This is a genomic window from Candidatus Hydrogenedentota bacterium, assembly GCA_018005585.1.
In the GTDB taxonomy this organism is placed as follows: domain Bacteria; phylum Hydrogenedentota; class Hydrogenedentia; order Hydrogenedentales; family JAGMZX01; genus JAGMZX01.
The window spans coordinates 14825-37876 of sequence record JAGMZX010000036.1; the positions used below are offsets into that span (position 1 = coordinate 14825).

Annotated in this window: 13 protein-coding genes; 8 read left to right on the forward strand and 5 right to left on the reverse strand. The window is 62.0% G+C overall.

Translation table 11 applies throughout. From position 1 onward, the window contains the following. Positions 1 to 652, forward strand: a 652-nt coding sequence (locus tag KA184_08310; GenBank protein ID MBP8129572.1) for a DUF4091 domain-containing protein, incomplete at its 5' end; no start/stop codon positions are given. A gap of 5 nt (positions 653 to 657) precedes the next feature. Then, complete coding sequence (locus KA184_08315) at positions 658 to 3015, forward strand: DUF4838 domain-containing protein (protein MBP8129573.1); 2358 nt, start codon at positions 658 to 660, stop codon at positions 3013 to 3015. 3 nt (positions 3016 to 3018) lie between these two features. Here the strand turns inward: KA184_08315 and KA184_08320 are convergent, their stop codons facing one another. Continuing rightward, complete coding sequence (locus KA184_08320) at positions 3019 to 4716, reverse strand: acyl-CoA dehydrogenase (GenBank protein MBP8129574.1); 1698 nt, start codon at positions 4714 to 4716, stop codon at positions 3019 to 3021. 233 nt (positions 4717 to 4949) lie between these two features. On the opposite strand from KA184_08320, the gene KA184_08325 reads away from it, so the two are divergent. Continuing rightward, a complete protein-coding gene (locus KA184_08325; protein ID MBP8129575.1) occupies positions 4950 to 5981 on the forward strand; it encodes a DUF1559 domain-containing protein in 1032 nt (343 codons plus the stop codon). Between the two features lie 40 nt (positions 5982 to 6021). Here the strand turns inward: KA184_08325 and KA184_08330 are convergent, their stop codons facing one another. After that, positions 6022 to 9642 carry a PAS domain S-box protein gene (locus tag KA184_08330; GenBank protein ID MBP8129576.1) on the reverse strand — a complete coding sequence of 1207 codons (3621 nt, stop codon included), beginning with the start codon at positions 9640 to 9642 and terminating at the stop codon, positions 6022 to 6024. A gap of 889 nt (positions 9643 to 10531) precedes the next feature. Between KA184_08330 and KA184_08335 the strand changes: the two genes are divergently transcribed. Together KA184_08335 and KA184_08340 are read left to right on the forward strand one after the other, a co-directional pair. After that, positions 10532 to 12217: a PAS domain-containing protein gene (locus KA184_08335; GenBank protein ID MBP8129577.1), complete on the forward strand. Its 1686-nt coding sequence runs from the start codon at positions 10532 to 10534 to the stop codon at positions 12215 to 12217. A gap of 254 nt (positions 12218 to 12471) precedes the next feature. Next, on the forward strand, positions 12472 to 13929 hold the full coding sequence (locus KA184_08340) for a hypothetical protein (protein MBP8129578.1): 1458 nt from the start codon (positions 12472 to 12474) through the stop codon (positions 13927 to 13929). Between the two features lie 29 nt (positions 13930 to 13958). Here KA184_08340 and KA184_08345 read toward each other — a convergent pair whose 3' ends face one another. Then, complete coding sequence (locus KA184_08345) at positions 13959 to 16946, reverse strand: hypothetical protein (GenBank protein MBP8129579.1); 2988 nt, start codon at positions 16944 to 16946, stop codon at positions 13959 to 13961. Positions 16947 to 17181: 235 nt separating this feature from the next. Between KA184_08345 and KA184_08350 the strand changes: the two genes are divergently transcribed. Next, the gene (locus tag KA184_08350; GenBank protein ID MBP8129580.1) at positions 17182 to 17952 is read left to right on the forward strand and encodes a methyltransferase domain-containing protein; all 771 of its coding nucleotides are present in this window, start codon (positions 17182 to 17184) and stop codon (positions 17950 to 17952) included. A gap of 29 nt (positions 17953 to 17981) precedes the next feature. Here the strand turns inward: KA184_08350 and KA184_08355 are convergent, their stop codons facing one another. Both KA184_08355 and KA184_08360 read right to left on the reverse strand, forming a co-directional pair. Then, the gene (locus KA184_08355; protein ID MBP8129581.1) at positions 17982 to 20045 is read right to left on the reverse strand and encodes a sulfatase; all 2064 of its coding nucleotides are present in this window, start codon (positions 20043 to 20045) and stop codon (positions 17982 to 17984) included. After that, on the reverse strand, positions 20042 to 20374 hold the full coding sequence (locus KA184_08360; protein ID MBP8129582.1) for a hypothetical protein: 333 nt from the start codon (positions 20372 to 20374) through the stop codon (positions 20042 to 20044). Before KA184_08360 ends, KA184_08355 begins: the two co-directional genes overlap by 4 nt. Before the next feature lie 411 nt (positions 20375 to 20785). Between KA184_08360 and KA184_08365 the strand changes: the two genes are divergently transcribed. Next, the gene (locus KA184_08365; GenBank protein MBP8129583.1) at positions 20786 to 22492 is read left to right on the forward strand and encodes a caspase family protein; all 1707 of its coding nucleotides are present in this window, start codon (positions 20786 to 20788) and stop codon (positions 22490 to 22492) included. A gap of 14 nt (positions 22493 to 22506) precedes the next feature. After that, positions 22507 to 23028, forward strand: a complete 522-nt coding sequence (locus KA184_08370; GenBank protein MBP8129584.1) for a hypothetical protein — start codon at positions 22507 to 22509, stop codon at positions 23026 to 23028. Positions 23029 to 23052 lie beyond the last annotated feature (24 nt).

Genomic DNA, 23052 nt, shown 5'->3' on the forward strand with positions numbered 1-23052 from the left:
CATGTACACCGACCCCGTCGCGCGCATCACGATGGACGAACTGCAGCGCATGGCGCCCTACGTGGATATCTGGTGCCCGAACCGGAACGGGTTCCTGCTCGATATCAACGCCGACAAACTCGCATTCATCAAGCAGCAAGGAAGGACGCACTGGACTTACGAATGCGACGATAACGTCAAGCACCAATCGCCGCTAGGCTATTACCGAGCGCAGGCGTGGCTCGTATGGCATCACGGCCTGACCGGCATCGGGTTCTGGTCCTACTGCACCTCGCAGAACGACCCCTGGTTCACGCCGCCCGACGGCCACGACTACCTCATCATCTATCCCGGCCAGGGCGTCGTGCGCAGCAAACGCTGGTACGGCATCCGCGACGGTATCGAAGATTATGGGATGCTCACCGTCTTGCGCGAGGCGCTCGCAGCAGCGAAACAGGCCAACGCGTCCGGGGACGCGGTGCAACGCGCCGAGCAGCTCCTCGGCGAAGGCGCGTCGCATATCGGCGGTTTCTGCGGGACCGGCGGCACCACCACGCCCGGCCGCGAAGGCCTCCCGGGCATGCGCGCGCAAGCCGACGCCCAATGGCGCGAATTTCAGCAGACGCGGCGCAGAATTATGGATCTATTGCGGGAACTGCGCGTGAAAGGGTAGAAATCATGTATCGGGCATTGTCGACCGTGCTCTGCTTGTCCCTCTTGCTGGTTGTCGGCGCGCCGGCCATCGCTGATGTCTCCATCATTCGCAACGTCGATCCCGTTACATCTATCGTACTCGCGGATGCCCCGAGCGCGCAGGCGCAACGCGCGGCGGAGATGCTGCAGACATTTCTCGAACGCATGAGCGGCGCGCGCGTGCCCATCGTCGCGGAAAGCGGCGCCGCTTCGGGTGCACGTATCCTGGTTGGACACAGCAAGGCGCTCGAACAGCTTGGCGTTGACGTGCCGTCCGGTTTCACCACGGTGATGAATGAGGAAGGCTATGTCGTCAAGACGCTTGGCGATGCGCTCGTGCTCGCAGGCAACGAGGAGCGCATGTATCAGGGCACCTTGTACGCCGTATATGATGCGTTGCAGGCGCTCGGCTGCCGTTGGTATTTCCCGGGCCCGCTGGGCGAAGTCGTGCCGCAAATGGACACCATCGTGTTCCCGGACACGGACCGCGTCGAGCGGCCCAGTTTCCGCTTTCGCAATATCTGGTATTCCGGCTGGATGCCCGCCTCTTCCGAGGACCAGGAGTGGTTCGGCGAGTGGTGCGAGCGCAATCGCGTGAATTCGCTTGCGGGCTTGAGCCTGCCGGGCGACGGCACGGTCACCCGGCTGGTGCCGCCCGAGATGTATTTCGACACGCACCCGCAGGTCTTCGCATTGGGCAAGGACGGCCAACGCGAGCGCGAGATGATTTGTCCGACCGAGCCGGAGGCCGCGCAGATCGCCGCGGAGACGATCAAGGAAGCGTTTCGCTCCAATCCCGATCAAATCTCATTCGGGTTCGGCCCGCCGGACGGCCATCCCCGCTGTTATTGCGCACGCTGCGAGGCGGCAATTCAGGGATTCTCCGGCAAGGGTTTCGGCGACCCAAGCCTGAGCGATCTCTGGTTCATATTCGCAAACCGTGTCGCGCAGGAAGTCTACCGCGACTTTCCGGACCGCTGGATACTGACGAACGGTTACGCCAACCGCGTGCGCCCGCCGGAGGGCGTCGGACCGATCAGTCCCAACCTTGGCATTCAATCCGCGATGCTCTCGACATGCACCCTGCACCGCATCGACGATCCGCGCTGCAGCCAGCGGCAACTTTACGCGCAAATACTCAAGCGTTGGACGGACGATCTCCGCTGCGTCTTCGTCTACGACTACGACCCGGGCAAGTCACTTGACGGCACGCCCTTCAGTTCACTGCGCCTGCTCGAACACGATATCCGCTGGCTGCACGACCGCGGCGTGTGGGGCTTCTGGTCCGAAGGCCAGAATGTCTGGATGGTCACGCAGTTGAACTACTATGTCCGCTCGCGGCTGATGTGGAATGTCGAAGAGGATGTCGAGGACATCGTTCACGACTTCTGCGCGCGTTTCTATGGCCCTGCCGCGCGCCCCATCGAGAAGTACCTGTGGACAATGCAGAATGCGCTCGACGACGCGCCCGTGCACGCGTGGTGGAGCCGCCCGATTCCCTGGATGCGGGTACTCACGCCGGTCGAAGGCAAACTCGGTGAATTCGTGGAAAAGGCGGAACGCAGCGCCGGAAGCGAGGCAGAGAAGACGCGCGTGCATTTGTTTCGCCGGGTACACGATCACCTGACGGCGTATGTTGAAATGGAACGCGCCGCCGCCGAGGGCCAATTCGCCGCCGCGCTCGAACAGTCGCAGCGCATGGCTTTATTGCGCGACGAAATAGAATCGGTCCAGCATGGCCTGTTGCCCCGCGACAACCCCTTGGCCGCGGACCATTCGTTCAGCCTCACGTCATGGACGCGCGTATTCGAGGAACTGGTTGCGCGTACGGATGGGACGAAAGGCAATCTGATCGCGTTGCTTCCGCGCGTGTGGCAATTCCGCACCGACCCGCACGACGAAGGCGTTTTGTATCAATGGTATCTGACCGGAAACGGCGAAGATTGGCGCGATATCGACGTCACGGACTACTGGGAGAATCAAGGCGAACAGGACGCCTCCGGCCGCGGCTATTGGGGCAAGGCGTGGTATCGCACCACGTTCCCCGTCGCCGCGGAGGCCGCAGGGCGTCCACTCACGCTGACGCTCGCAGGCGTTGCGACCGACCGCGACGCGGGCGGCAACCGGGCGCTCTGGGTATGGGTGAACGGCAACCTGATCGACGCGCCGACAGGCCGAATCGACCATTTTCGCCCGCTCGATCTCGATGTTTCACCTTGGATTCGGCCCGGCGAAACCAACGGCGTCGCCGTGCTCGTGCAGGCCAACCGCCTCGAAGCCACGCAGCAGAATGGCCTCTACCGCCGCGCATTGCTCTGGTCGCCGAAGGATGCTTCCCGCTAGAGCCTACGGATTCATCACGTAAGCGTCCTTCAGCGGCAACACCTGCTCGTTCCAGACGCGGTGGTAGCGGTCCGCGTCGAACGCGGGCTTCAGGATCATTTTGCGGCAATACTCGACCTGCTCCGGCGTGGAACTCGGCTTGCCGAGCACCTGCAGCGCGAACTTCGAAAAGTCGCGCACCATGAAATCGAAAATCTGGTCCACGAGGTCGTTGCCGATTTCGTAAATGCGCGCGTTTTCAAGCACCAGTTGCCCGTAGACCACAAGCGTGAACAATTCGCCGATGCTCAGCAGCAGGTCGATGTCTTTCTGTTGTTCCTTCGTAGGCGGCGCGGCCATCAGCGATTCCCTGAACAGCGCGATTTGCTGCTTGAAGATGTTCACATTCGGCAGGTCGTAGCCGTCATACGCCGCAGTGTAATCGTGGAACTGAATGCCGCCAAGGCCGCGCGTCGGCCCCTGCCGGAAGAGGAAGTCGTCGTTGCGCGCCTCCATCTGCCGCGGCGTCTCAGGGAATGCCTTCGGGTTGAAGAAGTAGTTCGGCATGAACTTGATAATCAGCGCGATATTGACGTGTACCGTGCCCTCCAGCTTCGGCAGCGCGCGGATGTCGCGCGCGGCCATCTCGAAGTACATGTCCTTCTCGAACCCCTTCGCCGCGATCACGTCCCACATGAGGTTGATCACCTCCTCGCCCTGCGTCGTGACCTTCATCTTCACCGCCGGGTTGTAAAGCAGGTACCGGCGGTCCTCCGGCGACGCCACGCGCATGTAGTCCGCCGCGCGCAACGCGAACAGCTTCATCGCCACGAGCCGCGCATACGCATCGGTGAACAACTGCTTCACGTGCGGAAAATCGGTCACTTTCATGCCGTAGAGCGTACGGTTCGCGGCATGCCGCACCGCCTCGTACATGGCGTGCGTGCAGATGCCGATCGAGGCCCAGCCGAGGTTATACTTGCCGATATTCACCGTGTTCAGCGCGCAATCCCACGCGTTCTGGCCCTTGCTGAGAATCTCCGATTCGGGGACCGGGTAATCGTGCAGCGCAAATTCGGACACATAGGACTGGCTGTTCACGACGTTCTTGATCAGTTCGTACTTCTTGTGCCGGTAGTTGGCGTTGAAGAAGACGTACTCGCCGCTGTCCGCGGACTTGCCGAATACGGAGACCATCTCGGCCTCGTTGCCGTTGCCGATGTAGTACTTGGACCCGTTCGCCTTGTAGCCGCCCGCGCCGTCGGGGTCGAGGCGCATCTCAGTCGAGTAGACGTCCGCGCCGTGCTCCTTTTCCGACAGGCCGAACGCGAAGATCGCGCCCTCGTCGAGCAGTCTCGCCGCGCGCTGCTTCAGGGCCTCGTTGCCGGACATCCAGATTGGGCCGAGACCGAGAATCGAGACCTGCCACGTGTACCAGTAGTGAAGGCCGTAGAAGCCGAGAATCTCGTTGAACTCGCAGTTGCGCCACGTGTCCCAGCGGCAGTCCTTCCCGCCGTAGGCAGACGGCGTCAACAGCGTAGCGAAGAGTTTCTCCTGCTTCTGAAACGCAAGGAAGTCCGCGTACCACTTGAATGTACGGTCGTCTTCCTTGACCCGCACGAGCCCTTTACGCTCAAAGAAGTCAATCGTTTTCAGCATGATCTCGCGGGACCGTTCATCGGGATAGGGACGGTTGTGATGTCTTGGATTGAGCAGAATCATGGTGCTGCCTCGCTTCGTTGCGTGCCCCTGCCAGTGGTTGCGCCGTAGCATAGCACAACTATGGCTTCGCGCCTTCAAGCGCCCCTTTGACATTGGCAAGTGATGCATGTACGGTTAATCCGCAGACGTGAAAGGCTGCGGTGTGGCATGCCTATCTGTGATGACGGACTTGCGTCCGCGAAAAGCAGTAACAGAAAGCGATAGTGTCGCGTAGACGGCCACGGGGGAAAGCGATGCGAAGAACGGGATTCACGCTGATCGAGCTATTAGTCGTGATCGCCATTATCGGCATTCTGGCGGCGATTCTGTTGCCCGCGCTGGCGCGGGCGCGCGAGGCGGCGCGCCGCGCCAGTTGCGCCAACAACCTCAAGGAACTGGGGCTCATCTGCCGCATGTACGCCGGCGAGTCCCCCGGTGAACGCTATCCGTCCAACGCATTGACACTGGGTTCGAACGGCCAGGCGCAGCCCGGGTTCCAAAAGTGCCTGTGGTACCCGCGGCAGCTCTATCCAGAATATCTGACCGATTTCAACGTGCTTTTCTGTCCTTCTTCCGCAACGGCGGACGGTCCGAGAAAGACCCTGGAATGGCTGCAGGACGGACACGTGGTCAGTATCGACTATCCCCAGGGCAGCAGTACGCTCACGCGCACGCTGAGTTCGGTGCAGGAGTTCATGGACTGGAGTACCATGGGCAAGTTCCTCTCCTACGCCTACCTGGGCTGGGCTACGACGCAGGATTCCGACTTCTTCGGGATGCTCGTTGGCCAGAAAATCGGCGGGGACAGCGGTGCGGCGCCCGTCGAACTGGAAGACATGACCTTCAACCCCGCCGATTATGCGGTTGCCGACTCGATGGGGCTGGCGAGCATCTATCCAAACGTGGGCGTCACGGGCTCCGGCGGCCAGACCGGCGACCGGGTGACCATCTACCGTCTCCGCGACGGCATAGAACGGTTCCTGATCACCGACGTCAACAATCCCGCGGCGGGCGCCGAGGCCCAGAGCACCGTGCCCATCGCTTTTGACACGATCACCAGCGGCGGGGCACTGACCGGGGCCCCGGGCGTCGGCGTAGTCGCGTTCAACCACATTCCCGGCGGCGCAAACGTGCTATACATGGACGGCCACGTCCGGTTCGTCCGCTATCCGACGGGCGCGCCCGACGGCGAGAGCATCGGCGACTATCCCGTCACCCCGTTCGTGGCGGCTGCCATCGATCGCCCCAAACCGGGGCACCCTCTGGAACCCACGGTAATCGAGTGAAGATTGACACGGGCGAGGGAGAGCGCACGCCGGTTTCCCGTCAGCTCAATACTTCCTGAAGCACCGTCTGCAGGGTACTGAAGTCATAGGGCTTCACAACCAAGGCCTGCACGGTTTGCCCCGCAAGGCGCGTCTGGATCTCGTGCTCGGTGTAGCCGCTCGCCAAAATGACGCGGACCTCGGGATTAATCCGGCGCAATTCCGCCAGCGTCTGCGCGCCGTCCATGTACGGCATGCCCAAGTCAAGCAGCACGCAATCGATGATACCCGCGTGCGTTTCAAAGATCTCGATGGCCTCCCCGCCATTGGCCGCGGTAAGCACTTCGTAACCCATCTGCCGGAGCGCCAGCGCGCCGAGGTCCAGCATATCGACTTCATCGTCCACGAAGAGAATGGTCGCGGTTCTCCGCGACATGGCGGTGGGAGCTTCCCGGGCCGCCTCAGCGGCCTGAGACAGAGGTCTGGCCGATACAGGGAAAAAGACCCGCACCGTCGTCCCCTTCCCGACACCGCTATCGACAAGGATGGCGCCATGATGGGCGCGCATGATTCCCAGCACGGCCGACATTCCCAGCCCGCGCCCCGTGAACTTGGTCGTGAAGAAGGGGTCGAAGAGCCGGTCCTTAGTCTCTTCGCTCATGCCGCTTCCCGTATCGGTCACCTCGACGCACACGTAATCGCCTTCCGGGGCGTCCAACATCACCTTATTCTCGAGCAAGTCCTGCTTGACGCAGTGAAGCGCCCTCGCCGACACCGTGACCAGCCCGCCTAGTTCTTCGTCCAAAGCCTCGCACGCATTGAGAATCAGGTTCATGACAACCTGCTGGACCTGCGCCGGGTCGGCTTCAACGGGCGGAAGGTCACTTGCCAGGTTCACCCGCAGCGCCGCTTTTTTCGAGACCGATGATTGAACCAAGTGAACCATCTCTGCCACGATTTCGCCAATCTCGAGCACTTCGAGGCGAAAGCTCCCCTTGCCGGAATAGGCCAGCATCTGGCGCGTCAGCGCGGCCGCGCGGCCGGCGGACCGTTCAATGTTGTCGACAAAGGGCCTGGCGGGCGACAGTTCGGACAGCACCTTCTTTGCGTGGTGAACGTTTGCGAAAACGAGATTCAGAACGTTATTGAAATCGTGCGCGATGCCGCCCGCGAGCACGCCGAGGCTCTCCAGTTTTTGCGCATATTGAAGCTGTGCTTCGAGGTGACGCCGCTCCGCTTCCGCCTTCTTCAATTCCGTAACGTCTCGAAACGCCGTCTGGGTAAGCCGCTCATTGCCAATAACGATGTCCGCGGATTGCGTTTGCACGTCTATTATCGAACCATCCTTCCTGACGGCCTTGTATTCGCCCGGCTGCGGCACCGGCTGGCCGGATTCCCGCTGCTCAAGCCTCTGGCGCGCCTTTTCCCGGGACTCGGGCGCGAAAAAGTCAAGCAAGGGGATGTGCACCGCCTGCTCGAGAGAGTCGTAGCCGAACATTTCCACCAAAGCCCGATTGGCGAATACGACTCGATTCCCCTTCGTAATCCCGATCCCTTGAATCGATTCCTCTATCAATGTCCGGTATTTGGCCTCGGATTCCCGCAGGGCAGCCTCTGTTTTCTTGCGGTCGGTGATGTCGCGGTGGAATCCGAGCAAATAGCGCTCCCCTCCCACTCGTATGACCCTGCAACTGACGTCCAGCGGGAAAACGGACCTGTCTTTCCGGAAGTGTTCGACCTCGAACGTCATGCTCTCGCCGTCTATCAGGCGGCGCAGGCGCTCGGGCCGCAGTTGGGCGGTTTCGGACGTTTCGAGATCCTCCAGTCTCACGGACTCCATTTCGCGCGGATGGTCATAGCCGTGCATCAGGGCAAATGCCTCGTTCACAACAAGATGTGCGCCGTCAATCGACATGAATACGATCCCGTCCACTGCCTGATCGAAAAGTGCGCGGTAGCGCGCCTCGCTTTCTTTCAGCAGTCCCTCCATCTGCTTGCGCTCGGAGACATCGCGCCCAACGCTCTGGATTTCCCGGAGATTGCCCTCGGTATCAAAAAAGCCGCGATTGACGAACTGCATCCAACGCTGCGCGCCGTTTCCGGAGATAACCCGGTTCTCAATAACAACAACCGGATTCTCAGGCGAGAGTTGGCCTAGTCCGTGTCTGACCCGTTCCACATCGCCGGAATGCGCGCACGGAGTCCATACCCGGCCGATCAGTTCTCCTTTTCCGCGCCCGAAAAAGCGGCAGAACGTGTCATTGGCAAAGGTGATCTGCCCTTCCGGGTTCAGCCTGCAGATGACCTCCGTCTGGTCTTCTACAACAGCCTGATACAGCTCCTGGAGCCCCCTCAGTTCTTCTTCCGCCTTCTTGCGCTCGGTGATGTCCTGCCCCTGCGCAATGGTCGCCACGGGCATCTGCCCGGCAGGATCAAGGATCGTCGCGGAGTTCCAGAATACGGTGCGCACGGTCCCATCGGTGCGCAGTATTTCGATTTCGATGGTTTCCCAATGTTCGCCTGCCAGTGCCTTCCGGATGAGTTCCATCGAGCTTTCCACGCGTTCGGGAGGAAAGAGAATCTCCAAGGGTTGTCCGATGACCGTGTCCGCCGGCCGCCCTGTCAGGAGTTCGAAGGCGCGGTTGAAGCGGGTGATTCTCAATTGCGCGTTCCAGACGATGATCGGCGCGTTCGCCCGATTGAACAGATTCTCCAGGTATTCGTTGGTCTCTCTGAGCGCGTTTTCAACCGTCTTTTCCCGGGTGATGTCGCGCACCGTGGCCGTCAGGGCCGACGTGCCGCGGTGTTCGATCCGCGACAGCATCACCGTGGCGGGGAACTCGGCGCCGTCCGCCCTGCAATGGGTCCATTCAAAGAAATGCGAACCCCTCTCAAGCGCCAGGCGCATCATCTCCTGCGACTTATCGGTTGACGGCGCTCCGTCCGGCTGGCGCTCCGGCGAGAGCGACGCCGGCGTATGGTTCGTGAACTCCTGCTCATCCCGGCACGCGAACAAGGCGACGGTGGCCGGGTTCGCGGCCAGGAATCCCCGGTCCGGAGTCACGACCATGATCGCGTCCCGGGAAGCCATGTACAGGGAGCGGAAGCGTTCCTCGCTGTCCCGCAGCAGACTCTCTGCCTTCCGGTGTTCCTCAATCGTCGCTTCCAGGCGCTGATTGGCCAGGCTCAACTCCGCCGTTCGCTCCGCCACGCGCCGCTCCAGCGCCTCTTCGGCCTCCTTGCGTGCCGTAATATCCACTTCGACGCCGTCCCATGCCACGGCGCCGTCCGGCAGCCGGCGAGGCGTGGAAGTGTATGCAAACCAGCGCACGCGCCCGCTCGGCAGACGGCTCTGCACTTCGACCCGCACCGGGGTCACATTCCGCAGAGCTTCCGCTTCGCGTTCTCTGACAACCTCCCGGTACTCCGGCAGCATCTGAGAATAGAGAAGCGTCGCATCGGCCATCAGTTCTTCCGCGGTGAATTCATTCAGCTGTTCCACGCCGCGGCCCACATAGGTGAAGCACCTGCCGCCGTCCGGCGTAGCCATGACCTGATAGACCACAACGTTGGGCAGATTGTCAGCGAGGTTGTGCAGCAGTTGCTCTTTTTCCCGCAGTGCGGCTTCAGCCGGCGTGCGTTCTTCACAGACGGCCTCGCGCCCCTGACTTGAGATGGTCATTGGACACCTCCCTCACGCTCCCGGGGTTTCTTGCTGCGGGCACAAGCCCCGATCGGGAATTTCCTGCATCCAGCGGGAACGCCCCTGCAAATCCCTATCTGGGACCGGCCCCCGGGCGTAAACTCTTCTTTGCTGTCGCCGCCTCTTTGCCCGCGTGAAGGAAGCACGTTTCCCGCGACACGGGCTCATTCGGGGCTTTGGCCGTTCACGCCGGCGCATCTCCATAAGCATAACCCCGCATCTTGATTATGGGGCTCTGCTCAAATCTTGTCAACTCTTGCCGGCCATGGCCTGCAAATGATTCCCGCGGAACAGCCCGACGGCGCGAATAATCTCCAGCAATACTCAGTCAGAGTCAGGCTATCCGTGCCGTGCGCCAATTTAACCCAAAAATACTTCAAATATTATTCTAGTATATGTCTTTTTATATATATTACATTTTTTCGACCAATTCTGGAATTGCGTGAGCCGATTGACGGGCAATGGATCGCACGGGTTTGCTTCCGTTTTGCAGGGGGCGAGGCGTGCCTCGCCCCTGGCAGCACATTGAGGGCGCCGCAATTCCCGGGGCGCGACGGACTCCCGATTCCTCGGTAAGCAGAGGGCGGATCCACGGTTTGCGCCCCGCCCCCTTGCAGCGAGCCCGTTCTTCCGGTACACTTGGTTTGCGTAGAGCGGTGGGGTGCCTCTGTCGATGGGTGAGGACATCGAAGACTTCTTCAGTAAGACAGCCGGAAACTCGACCACGAGCGGCACCCGTGCAACATTCGGTTCACGGCAGACTTGGCGCAGACAGGTGGCTGCGGCAAAACAGAATCCGCACGCAAGGGTTGTTCAGGTCTAACGGAACGTTCCGTTTCCAGAGCATCCGCGCGCAAGGGTGAGAGAAATGGGGCGGAATTTCGACTCTGATGACGCGGGCCTCGCGGAACCGGGGACAAGCGGCCGTGCGGCGGCACGCCTGCGCATCATCATGATAATTCCGTTGGCATGGGCTGCCTTCGTGGTGGTAGTGCCTGATTTCGTCATGGGGATGCTCAACGCCGATATTCCCCAAGTGCACGCGGCCTGCGATATTTCGGCGGTTGCCATCACCATGGCGGCGCTGCTGTATCTTTTCCTGAAGATTCGAGACGAGCGCCGGGTCACCAGTCTTCTGCTCGCGGGCACGCTACTGCTGGTCCTGTCGCAGGCCAGCCGGGCCGCGCGCATACTTGGCCTGTTGGATTTCCTGCATCAAGACCCGCCCAATAACCTGTACGACCTCATGCATGTCTTCGACGACGCCTTGAACGGCTTCGGTCTCGTGTTCTTGACAGCGGCCTTCTTCATGGCAATCGTTGACTTGTTCGCGGCGAAACAGAGGCTGACCGTACAACAAGAGCACCTTTCGGAAGAGATCCTGAGGCGAACACGGAGCGAACAGTCCGCCCTGCAGGAAAAGCAGCAACACGAGGAACTGCTGGATAGCCTGCCCATTGGCGTCTTCCGCACCAACCCCGGCCCGGATGGGCGTTTCCTGGAGGTCAACCCGGCCCAAGTAGCTATTCTTGAGGCGGATTCGGAGGAAGAGCTCCGCAAACACCGGGTCAGTGATGTGTACCGGTTCGCGGCCGATCGCGACGAGTTGTCCCGCAAGCTCCTGCAACAGGGTTTCGTCAAGAACGAAGAGGTGCAGTTGGTGACCCTCAAGGGACGGCCCATTTGGGGGTCAATCTCCGCGGTGACGAAACATGACCAGCACGGGCAGCCCTATTTCAACGGGCTGGTCGAAGATATCACCTTGCGCGTGGAAGCGCAGGAATCGCTGGCGCTGGAGCGCGCGAGGATGGTTGAGAGCGCCCGCCTCGCTTCCCTGGGCGCCATGGCCGGCGGCATTGCGCACGAAATCAACAATCCCCTGGCCGTTATCTCCGGCTGCGCGGAACAGTTGGAGGCCCTCGCCGCGGCCCAAGGAAACGAAGGCCCCGCGAACCGGCTCGTGCCCATGATTCACCGTCATATCAACCGCATCAAGAATGTCCTCATCGGTTTGCGTTCCCTCTCTCACGACGCCTCCGACGACCCGTTTGAAGTTGCCTCGATAGCGAATCTCGTTGCCGAGACCTTGGCTATTTGCCAGGAACGTTTCCGCCTCTCCGGGATTCGCCTGGAGAATCAGGTATGTGACAAAGAGCTTGCCGTCGAATGCCGCGCCGCGCAGATAGGCCAGGTTATCCTCAGTCTCTTGAACAATTCCTTCGACGCGGTCAAAGACCTTCCCGCGAAATGGGTCCGGCTCTCCGCAGCGGACTTGGGCGACAGTGTGGAGATCGCCGTTGAAGACAGCGGCGGGGGCATCCCCACAGAAAGCGCCGGCCAACTATTCCGGCCCTTCTTCACCACAAAGGCGAAACACCATGCGCTTGGCCTTGGGCTCAGTATTTGCCGCACGGTCGTGGAAGCCCACCACGGGGTGATTGACGCTGACCACCTCAGCAGCCACACCCGTTTCTTCATACATCTTCCCAAGCTTCAGTTGCCTTCCCGCGAATCTCGGAAGCTCGCGCAGGCCGCGCAAATCCAGAGCCGCTGAACGCAGCGCGGCAATCCGCGTCCGAGCGGCGGCCACGCGCACTGCGCGGCAAGTCACTGCCCGTGCAGGCAGATGATTTCCTGAGTATCAAACGCGCATAATCTTTTCAGGGTTGTGGTTTGTCACGGAAGGCTGATGCTATGACAACGAGGCGCGTTCCGCCGCGGCATGCCCGTCCGCGTCGCGTTCAAGCATGCCGCGACATCAGGTCTCCCATCCTGGCGTGCGTTGCGGTTGTCGCGACCGCTGTATTCCTGGAAACAGCCTCGGCGCAAGCCGGCACGCTCCTTGCCGGAGCAGCCAAAGCAGACATCTCGGACCCGGAAGCCGGACCAGCCGCCACCCCGCCGTACGTGAAGGCGCTCGTGCTGCGGAACGACGAGACAATGCTCGCCATCATCGCCGTGGACGCCGTCGCCGTAGCGGAAATCGGCAGGCTTGGCAACGACTACCTGCCCACGGTGCGCGCACGGCTCGAGCAGGAACTGGACATCGACCCGGGGCATGTCCTCGTCAGCGCCAGCCACTGCCACGCGGCCGTCTGCGCCGACGTCGCGGACCGAACCGTCCAGGCGGTTATGGAAGCTACGCGCAATTTGACGCCCGTCCGCGCGGGCGCGGGCGCGGGTTACGAAGAACGGATCATGGAAAACCGGCGCTACCGGCTGAAAGACGGCGGCGAGGCCGACAGCCGCCACGCGTATGCGCTGCCGCCCGATGAATGGATCGCGGGGGTTGGACCTGTCGACCCGGAAATCGGCGTGCTGCGCCTGGACAAGCCAAACGGACAGGCCCTTGCGGCCGTCTACCATTTCGCCTGCCACCCCATCCAGGGGGCGCCCGGAGGCGGGAACACGGCCGACATCACGGGTTTTGCGTCCCAAGTGATTGAGGAAAACCTGGGCGAGGGCGCGGTCTCCTTGTTTCTGCAAGGTTGCGCCGGGGACATCAACCCCGTGTTCTACAAGGACATCGATCATCCGCGCGACGCCGAGCCGTTGGGCAACCTGCTCGGGTTAAGCGCGTTACGCGCACTGCGCGGCGTTCAATGCCGAGACGACTCAGCTCTCCGCGTCATCCGCGAAACCATCGCGCTGCCGCTCGCCGACTGGGCGCCCCGGATTGCCGCGCTGGAAGCCAGGCAGACGCGGCTGCTGCAGTCTTTGAAGGGAACGAGCCTGAATCTGCTGTCGTTTCTGCATCTGACCGCGAAGCATGGCCTGTCGAGCGAGTTTCCGTCGTACTACGCGCACGGCTATCTGCATGAAGAAGGCATGGGGCGCGATGACTTGCTGCATCTCGACGCCGAGAACCGCGAAAAGATGAGACAGTACGCCGAAAACGTCTATATCATGGAAGAACTGACGCGCCTGCAGACGAATCTGGACTTGCTGCGCAAGCATCAGGCGTATCTATCGAGCCTGGCGGGCCGCACAATCGATGTGGAGATTCTCGGGGTGCGTATCGGCGAATTCGTGCTGGTCACGTTCCCCGGCGAACCGACGGTCCAGATCGGGTTGAATATCAAGGCGTTGTCGCCGCATGAACTGACCTTCGTCGCCGGATGCACAAACGGCTATATCTACTATGCACCCACGGCGGAGCAGTTGCGCAATTCGGGTTATGCGCAGGAAGACTGCGACTGCATCCTCGCGCCGGAATGGCAGCACGTATTCGAGGAAAAGGTGGCGGCTTTGCTGCAGCGCCTGTGATGGCTGCCGCGCGCCGGCAGGCGCGCAGGTTATGGAAGCCGCACGACGGCGGCGGACCACCCTTCCGCGATGCGCACCTCGCTGTAACGTTTGCCGTCCCGCTCGACCTGCGGCGCCGCGAAGTCCGGGACTTCCCGCCCCGTATCGTCAAACACATGCGTTTCGTGCCGTGACGCGTCGCCCCAGCCAAAACAACCGCTCTTCTTCGTGATGATTCGTTCGCGCCCGATGATATACCCCTCGTGCAACTCGATGGGCGTCATGGGAAACATGTATTGCGTCAGGTGCGGATGGGTCGGGATGACCGTCATGTCGTTGTACCAATGATAAACACAGCCGTAATCCAGCGCGGCCAGCATTACAGCGTAGGCGTCCGTCTCGCTCTGTTCCGTCAGATGGTCGCCAAGCGCAATGGGCGAATACAGGTGCGCCTGCGCGCAGTGCGTGATGCTGCCGGTCTCGACAAAACACGGGAAGTGCAGCGCGGCCATTGCGCGCGTGAAGGGCACTCCATTGCCAATCAGCGGCCCGCGGCTCAGGATGCGTTTCGCCAGCGCGACGCGCCACCGCTCCGACAACAGCGTCACCGACGACTTGAGGCCGCTGAGCGTGAACTGGACCGGGTCGATATCGCCCGAGCAGCCGTCCCACGGTTCGCCGTAGTGATATCCCCAGCGGCTGTATTCGTGTTCGTCCCAATACACGCCGTCCGCGCCGATTTCGTCGAAAATGATGTCGATATTCCCTGGAATCGCGCGGCCGTAACTGTTGGTCTCCGTTGGAATGAAGATGCGGTAATAGGGTTCGCCGTAATCGGCCTGCGCGCCGTCGGAACGCAACAGCCGCGCATCGGCATACCGCTCGGGCGCTTCGTCCAGCACGTCAATGAAACAATGGAAGTAGACCAGACACTGGATGTCCGGGACGAGCCCGCGCCAGCGCTGAAAAGACGCGGCATAGTTGTCGTGCGCGACCTCCTGGAACGAGGTCCCATGCGTGTAGTGCCCTTTGTAGCGCGGATGGTCGATGGATGCGCACGCGTAACGCACGCTCTTGAAGCGCAGGAAATCCGTGATTTGACGGTCGGACCACGCGTCCGTCAGCGGGCCCGCGCGCAGAAAAGCGAAACCGCCGTCGATCGTGAAATTCGCGTCGACAAGCCGTCGCGCCGCATTCAGAAAGGGCCAGTAGTCCGGAACATCCGCCGGAATGATGGCCCACTCGGCCGTGTATGACGCGCCCGGGCGCAGGACGAGGCTGTTGTCGGCGATTCCGGCTTTACCCTCCGCCGCGAAATTGGCAATGTGTACCCGGAACACGTCGTCCAGCGGCAGCAGCCCTATTCCCAGCCGCTCCGTCGCGGCAAACGTGGTCGGGTTGGACGGGTCTGACCGCGATCCGCTGTTGCCGCCCTGTTCGAGTCCCGACAGCCACAGTTTTCGCAGCCGGCCGCCGAGCACCACCTGATGCCGGTGCATAAGAGGCAGGTTTGCGTCCGTCTTGTTGCTCCAGGTGTCGCGAATGACGACAGCCTCCGGACGGCCAAGGCTCTGCGCGCCGTCCTCCGGTTCCCGCCGTTCGATGACGCGCTCGTGGCCGAAACGGGAACACCCACCATGTACCCATGTGCCATCGGGTGTCGAGAACTGGCTCTCGATGCGGAAGGACTCGCCGTTCACGACAACTTCCAAGGCGGCTTCCGGCTCTTCTCTGACCTCGAACGCGGCAACTTGCGTGCGCGGCTCGATGAACGGCAGTGCCCCGGTTGGCGCTGCCGCCTTTTCCTTCGCCGCGGGCGGCGGCACGCGAAACAGCAATTGCCCGTTCGCCGCGATGAGCGTATTCGTCACGGACGCCGGGGCCGCATGCTCGATGGTGAGCACATTCTCACCCGAACGCACCAGCGCGGTCACATCCCACTCAAACACACAGGCCTTGACGCCGTCGAGCAGGCCGTAATGCGGGTCGGCATCCACGCTGGTGAAATCCGGCGCGTAGAAGATGTTGAACACATTGGCGCCGCACGTCGAGTACACGTCGCCGCCCCGCGCCTTCACGCGCGCGGGCTTGTTGGCGAGCATGGCCGCCGTCACCGGCTCGCTGTTCAGCGTCAGGCGCAGCGCGCCGGTGAATCCCGCGGGCCTCTCAAAATCGAGCCGCGCATCCATGGACAGGACCGCCCGCCTCCCCTCCGGAACACCCCCCACTCCGAATGTGCACGTCTGCTTGCCTCCCTGCTCCACGCGCAGCCCTTCGAAAACGCGCAGCGGCGGCTCCGCGGCGGGTGCGGCGCCGTCCGCCTGGGCCAGCACCGCCGGGCACAGCCGGGAACGCACGAGGCCCCAATTCGCGGAGGAGATCGTCATAAGCGATTCCTGCCGCGGCTCCGCGCAATCTGTGTCCGACAGGCCCGCTTCAATGCGAAGCGCCGTGCCAGTTTCCGGACGAGTCACACCCAAAACGGCCCACGGTATCGCCGCTTCCAGCGCGTACCCCGTTGCTGTACGCCTGGCCGCTACGGCAATGCCCGCGACGGACGCGCCCACCGGGCGATAGACATACGCTTCCGGAGGACAGTCCACGAGTGGGTCGCCGGAGACCCCGAAGTTGCCAGGGCTCAGCGCAATCTGAAACTGAGCCGCGCCGAACGCATCGCGCGCGGGCTCCAGCTGCGGCTGCGCGTCCAGGTAGAGTTCGACGTGGTCGCCGCGCCACATGCCATCGCCGCGCTGCGTCTGGCGCAGGCTGTCATCGGTCACGTGAACCGCCACAAACAACGATTCCGTGCGCCACGCCAGATGTACAGCGCCGCTCAGGTCTTCCGGGCCGCGCCAACTGCTCGCGCCCCAGACCGCCTGCTCAGGCTGGTCAATCGCAATGGCATTCGGAACCACCGCCCAATCGTCCAGCGCGCCATCAACCGCAATGGGCGGGTCGGGACGCAGCGGAATCACGATAACGTCGGGCGTCCGTGCGGCGGCAACAAGACACAGGCAAGCCAAGGTTGAAATCATCACGGGACCACCTCGCGTCTTAGAAACGGGTTCCAGCGCAATTCAAGAATGACATAACCACGTTTGCCCCGGATATTTCAAACGGGCGCGCCTCCCTGTTTTGACACGTGGAGGGAACCGGAACATAATGCGGCAATCGTGCGCCGCGTTCGAGTCGTGAACTATGCCCGCACCAAGGCAGGGATGGGGGCTTGCGGGGGTCTTCATCCGCGAACAGCCGCGGAAGGGAGTTGTTGAAATGAGCCAAAAACAATGGTACGAGACGCTTTTCGAGAACTATGCGCAAAAATACGACCAGGAATGCTTCACGCAAGGAACGCTGGGGGAATGCGACTTCATTGAACGGGAACTTCAATACGACAAGTCGCAGAAGGTCCTGGACGTCGGCTGCGGGACGGGCAGGCACGCGATCGAATTGACGAAGCGGGGCTATCGCGTGACGGGCGTCGATTTGTCCGAATCACAGCTTGCGGCGGCGCGCGCGAAGGCCGGCGCACAGTCCCTGGACATAGATTTCAGGCGCTGCGACGCAAGGCAGTTGCCGTTTCACGCGGAATTCGACGCGGCGATCATGCTTTGCGAAGGCGCATTCCCGCTGATGGAAACAGACGAGATGAATTTCGAGATACTGAAAGGGGTAACGCGAGCTCTGAAGGATCAAGGGAAGTTTCTATTCACTACGCTGAACGGCTTGTTTCCCCTCTATCACAGCGTGGAGGCGTTCTGCGCCGAATCAGGGGGGCCCGGCAACGCCACCTACCGGAGCAATACCTTTGACTTGATGACGTTCCGCGACTTCAACGTCACCGAATTAATTGATGACAACGGAAGCAAGCTAACGCTTCACTGTAACGAGCGCTACTACGTCCCGAGCGAGATTACGTGGCTTTTGAAGACGCTCGGGTATGCTTGCGTGAATATATTCGGCGCAAAACTGGGCGCCTTTTCCAGGGACGACAAGCTCACCACCGAGGACTTCGAGATGCTCGTCGTTGCGCGGAAGGCATAACCGGCCCGGAGCGCCGCGCCGGGCGGAATTCACAGGTAGCCCAGTGCTTTCAACGACTGCACGGCTTCTTCGCCCAGGAAGTCCTTATCCTCGACGACGACGCCCATTTGTTCCCGCAGCCGCTCTTGCGCGGCGACGGCCTCATCGAGCAATTGCCTGCCGCGCGCCAGGTTCTCCGCGTCCTCCGAAACAAGGGAATTCATTTCGCGGGGGTCCTGTTCGAGATTGAACAGCATCTCGTGCCCGGAGATCTGACCCCGCACGTACTTCATGGGCCCGAACACGACGCTTTCCGCACGGTCCTGAAAAAGGGTCGCGCCACTGTACACCGGCGTCTCCTGATACCCGGGCGGCGCGGCGCCGAGTGCTTCTGCAAAGGACGGCGCCAGCCCCCGCGCGGTCGCGGGCCGGACGCCGCACAGGTCGAGAACGGTGGGCAGGATAGCCTGCGTAGAAACGCGGGCATCGACCGTTCCGGCCCCGCGGCTTCCCGGCAGCTTGACCAACAACGGCACCTGCACCAATTCGTTGTAGAGCGTGTGCCCGTGCTCGAACCGGTCATGGTCCCAGAACTCTTCGCCGTGGTCGGCGGTCAGCACGATAAGCGTGTCATCGTATAGCCCAAGTTCGCGCAGCGCGTCCAGCAACCGGCCGATTTCGGCGTCAACGTAGCGCACGTCGCCCTCGTAGAGCGCGCGAATCCACGCGCGTTCCTCCGCGCTCCGCGCGACACATCCCACACGGCCGCGCGTGACATCGCTGAAATGATCGCCCTGTTCGCGCAGTTTCGGGCCGGCCGGCAGGTACGCTTCCGGCGGCGCATAGGGAATGTGCGGCTCGAGGTAATGCACCCAGAAGAAGAAATCCTCCCGGGCGTGGTCTTTCAGCCAGGAAATGGCATGCTCCGTCAGTTCGGTGGAAGCAGGCTTCTCCGAGACAGACCCCGTCAGCCAGCGCGGGAGCCCCAGTCCGAAATGCTTGACCGGGGCCGATTCCCGCGGGAACCAAGTGTACTCATGGAACCCCCGATTGAGTTTGCTGCGGGGCAGAAGGAAACCGTTGAAGCCGAGTCCGGCAGTCCGGTACCCGGCCGCCGCGAAGCACTCGGCCATGGTGGGCACTTTGTCCGGCAACGCATGCGTGCCGTCCGTGAGCAGGTGAACCCGCGGCGGCAACCCCGTCAGTATCGATGCGACCGAGGGATAGGTCCACGGCGCGGTGCTGAACGCATTGGAGAATATCGCGCCGTCGCGCGCGAACGCGTCTATGCGCGGGGTGCTGTCCTGTCTCGCGCTGTAACACCCCAGCGCGTCCCGGCGCAGCGTATCCACGGTGATGAGCAGGATACGCTTTATCGCGTGGTCCGCGGCAGAAAGGGCTGGCGCCGCTGGCGCGCGTTCCGCTGGCAGCGCAAGACCCCACGGCAGCGGCGCGCACACGGCCGCGGCCACCGCGGCCAGCGCCGCGCCCAGCAGGCGAGGCGACCTGCCAAGCCGCCAGATAAGCACCCCCCCAACGACAGCGGCGGCCGCACACGCGCCCCAGAACACGCCGCCGCCCGCTTCCGCGAATGCGCGGCCTCTCGCCCACGTCGCGACGGCCCATACGCCGAGCACGAAGACGACTATGGTGAAAACCCGCGGACTGAGAGCAACCGGACCGCGCCTGCGGGTCACTTTCGCGTACACGAGACTCGTGACTCCCGCAATTATGAACGAAATGGCCGCGAAATCCGTGAGCAATAACTGCCGATGTTCCCTGTATTTGTCGGTGTAGGTAAATACGAGGTCGAGCGACTGCACCATGAAATCGAAGAGCATCAAAAACGAGAGCAGGAAGAAGAGCGCGATCCCCGGCCGGACTCCGCCCAGAAACACGACGAAGAAATGGAGGAGCAGCCAGGCAAGGATGGCTACGAGCAGCAGGATTGCCGTCACGACGGAAAACCGCTGCGCGAATTCCACAAAGGGCATCGATGCAAGCGGGTCGCTCGTGGAATAGTAGGTAAGGACTTCGATGGACGCCATGCCCAGGCAAGCCAGAAAACACCACATCAGCGCACTGCGCAAGGTCGAAAACGCCTGAATCGTCACGATACGTTCTCCTCTTGACGGCACGAAAGGTCGTGCGGCAGCCCAGGACACCCCCGGGCTTCACGGTCAGGCCCGGTACACCCGGCACTCGTGATTCCGACCGCATTCTTATGGGCAGCCCGCACATCGTATAACCACAGGTGGGTTCCATGGCAGACACAAAGCCGGCCGCCCCACACCACCGGATACGCAACGGCAAGCTCCCGGTTCTCCGAATCCGCTTCGAAACCGCTGACAATCTCGACCTGGTCCCTGCCCGGCCGTGTCAATCGCATCTCGCCTTCCTGAGTCAGACCATAGCACATGCCGTCCGCCCAAATAAGCGACATTTTCGCCATCTCCGCGTCGTGAAACAACGTCGTTCCGCTCAAAAGGCCCGCGGAAGAAAACGCCTTGCCGCTCGAGCGGCACGCGCGCCCATACGGGCGGCCCTCCAGCAGAGTAGCGCCACCGTCAGCATGAAGCGCAACAGCAGGGCCGCATGAAACGGGTCAGACTGCTTCCTGCGCGGAATTGAACGCTCTCCTTCACGCCAAGGCATCTGGAAAGCGGATATCGAATCACAGGGCGGCGCGATTTGGCAAATCATCCTATTGACAGAGCGATAATAGAAGCACTTTGGCGGCAAAGATGGTAAGAGCGGTCTTGACAAGACACGGGGTGAACTCTACGCTAAAGGACAAGCTGGCAATGGGAGACGTTTTTTGGGACGTGTGCCGGCCTTTTCCGGGGATTAACCTATGCCTGACCATGCGCCGCACCATTCGGAACGGCTTATCGTTGTGGTGGTCGCAATAGACACCTTCGACGACCCCGAGGTCTTGGACCTGAATTGCGCCGTGAATGACGCGGAAAGCGTCGTGCATGCCCTGTCGTCGACACACCCTTCGCATCGCCTGCTCATGCGTGTGCTGGCCTCTCCCCCGCGCATTGAAGGCGCGCTCGAACCGACGCGTTCCAATGTGCTGCAAGCCATCGAGTGGGCGGCGGCCGAAGCGCGGGCGGACGATACCCTCATGCTCTATTTCGCCGGCCACGGCGGCCTCCATCAGGGGCGGCTCTTTCTCCTGCCCAAGGATGGGCGCTGGGGGGTGACCGGCGCCGGGGCACCGGAATCGGCCCTGGTGTTTCTGGATGACATGCAGTCTTACTTCACGGATCATCCGTGCGCCAGAAGGGTCATGTTCGTGGACTGCTGCCAGGATCCGCTGCAACAGAACAATGTCCCGGTACCCGCGACCGGCGCGGTCTCGCAACCGGCGAATTCCCGGGACCTGGACATGGGAAACAGGTTCGCGGCCGCACAATCGCAGTGCGCACCCCAGCTGCGCGCGGAGGGGTGGACCGTCGTCCTCTCTTGCAGTCCAGGGGAGCGTTCGCTCGAAGACCCGCACTGGGGCCATCACGGGATATTCTCGCATTTTCTGGCGGCTGGGCTCTGCGGAGAAGCCGACTTGGACCGCGATTCGGTCGTGTCGCTGGGTGAACTGGTGCAGTATCTGGCGAACCGCGTGCCCGCGCAGGCCGCGGCCCTTCTCACGGAATCGAGGGAGAACTGCCCCCGCGACGGCGGCAGACACATGGCGCAGCAGAGCCAGATGCCCGCGGTTGTCTGGGCAGGCCCCGCATTTGTCCCGCTCACGCGGACCATCGACGAAGGGCGCGCGCCGTTCAGCCGCGACGTACTGCGCGTCTGGCCCCGGTTTCTTCGCGAAAACCTCCCCTATGCGCTGCCCGTTCAAGGCATGCTCCGGTACGGAATCGGCGTCCTCTACGGCGCCGTTATGGCCGTCACCGCGGGGCTGGCTCTCCCGTTCCAAGCGTACGGCGCCACCCTCGGCGTCTCCCTTGTCCTGGGCGCCCTGAGCGGGTTCCTCTGGCACGCGGCATATGGGTTGATTGCGGCTTCGCTACAGACTCGCTGGCACGCCGGCGGGTATTTCGCCGGCGGAATACTCCTGGCCTGGCACGGTGTTGTCCTGGTCTTTCTCGCCTGTTGCTGGGCGGCCGCCGCAACTCTTGCCGCGGGAGAAGCCGTTCTTGCGAGCGCCGGCCTCAACCTGTTCGCGGTCATCGCCATTCTGGTGCTGTTTGCGTTCAACTCCATACAAGCTAACGCGAGCCTCGCCTGCCTCGCGGAACGCAACGAGCGCGTGGTATTGCGCCGAGCCTTCATGCAATTGGAAGAACGATGGATGCTCGCGGACCTGCCGAATCCCATTGCCATGGTCAGCGCGCACCCGCGTCTTGTGCAGTACTTGGCCCTCGCATGCAGCGTGGGGCCCTTCCTTCACGCGGTCCACGCGATGCTGGTACAATCCGAAACAGCGCAAAGCGGATGGCCGGTCTTTCGCGATGTGCTCCTGCTCATCCTGATACATTGGCCCGTGCCGTGGTTCGGCGCGGGGTATCACGCCATTCGCGCCCAGTTGCTGCCTGACCGGTGAGAGGAACCTTGCCCATGGAACACGCGTGGATGATGAAACGGCTGCTCGGCCTGCAACTGGCCCTGGCTTTGACAGGTGCCGTCGCGAATTCCCTTTTCAACGGCTCGTGGAAGGCCCCGGCCTCCCTGGTCTACGACGTGCCCGCGAGCATGGTCACCTTCGGCTTTATCGCGCAGGTGCTCATCGAACTGTTCCGGGAAGGGCCCCGCGGCTACACCGTCCTCCGTCTGGTCATGTTCCTTGCGATGTTCGCCGTCACGGCGGGCAGACAGTTCCTCGGGTGGAGCATATCAGGGCATCTCAGTTGCGCTCTGGCCGTAGCGCTGGTCCAGGCCGCTGACCCGCGCCTCTTCCTCACCGAACGCGTGCTCTACTGCGTGCCCGTGCCGATTGTCCTGTATTTCCGGTGGACAGCCGGCGACTACAACACCCCCTCCGGAGATGCCAATCACTGGCAAACCTATAACGCCGTCTTGTTCGCGCTCGCGTGGGCAGTCCCCGTGATCGCGGCCGGACGCCTCACGAAATATTCGTGACAACACCAGGATTGTTCGAGACTG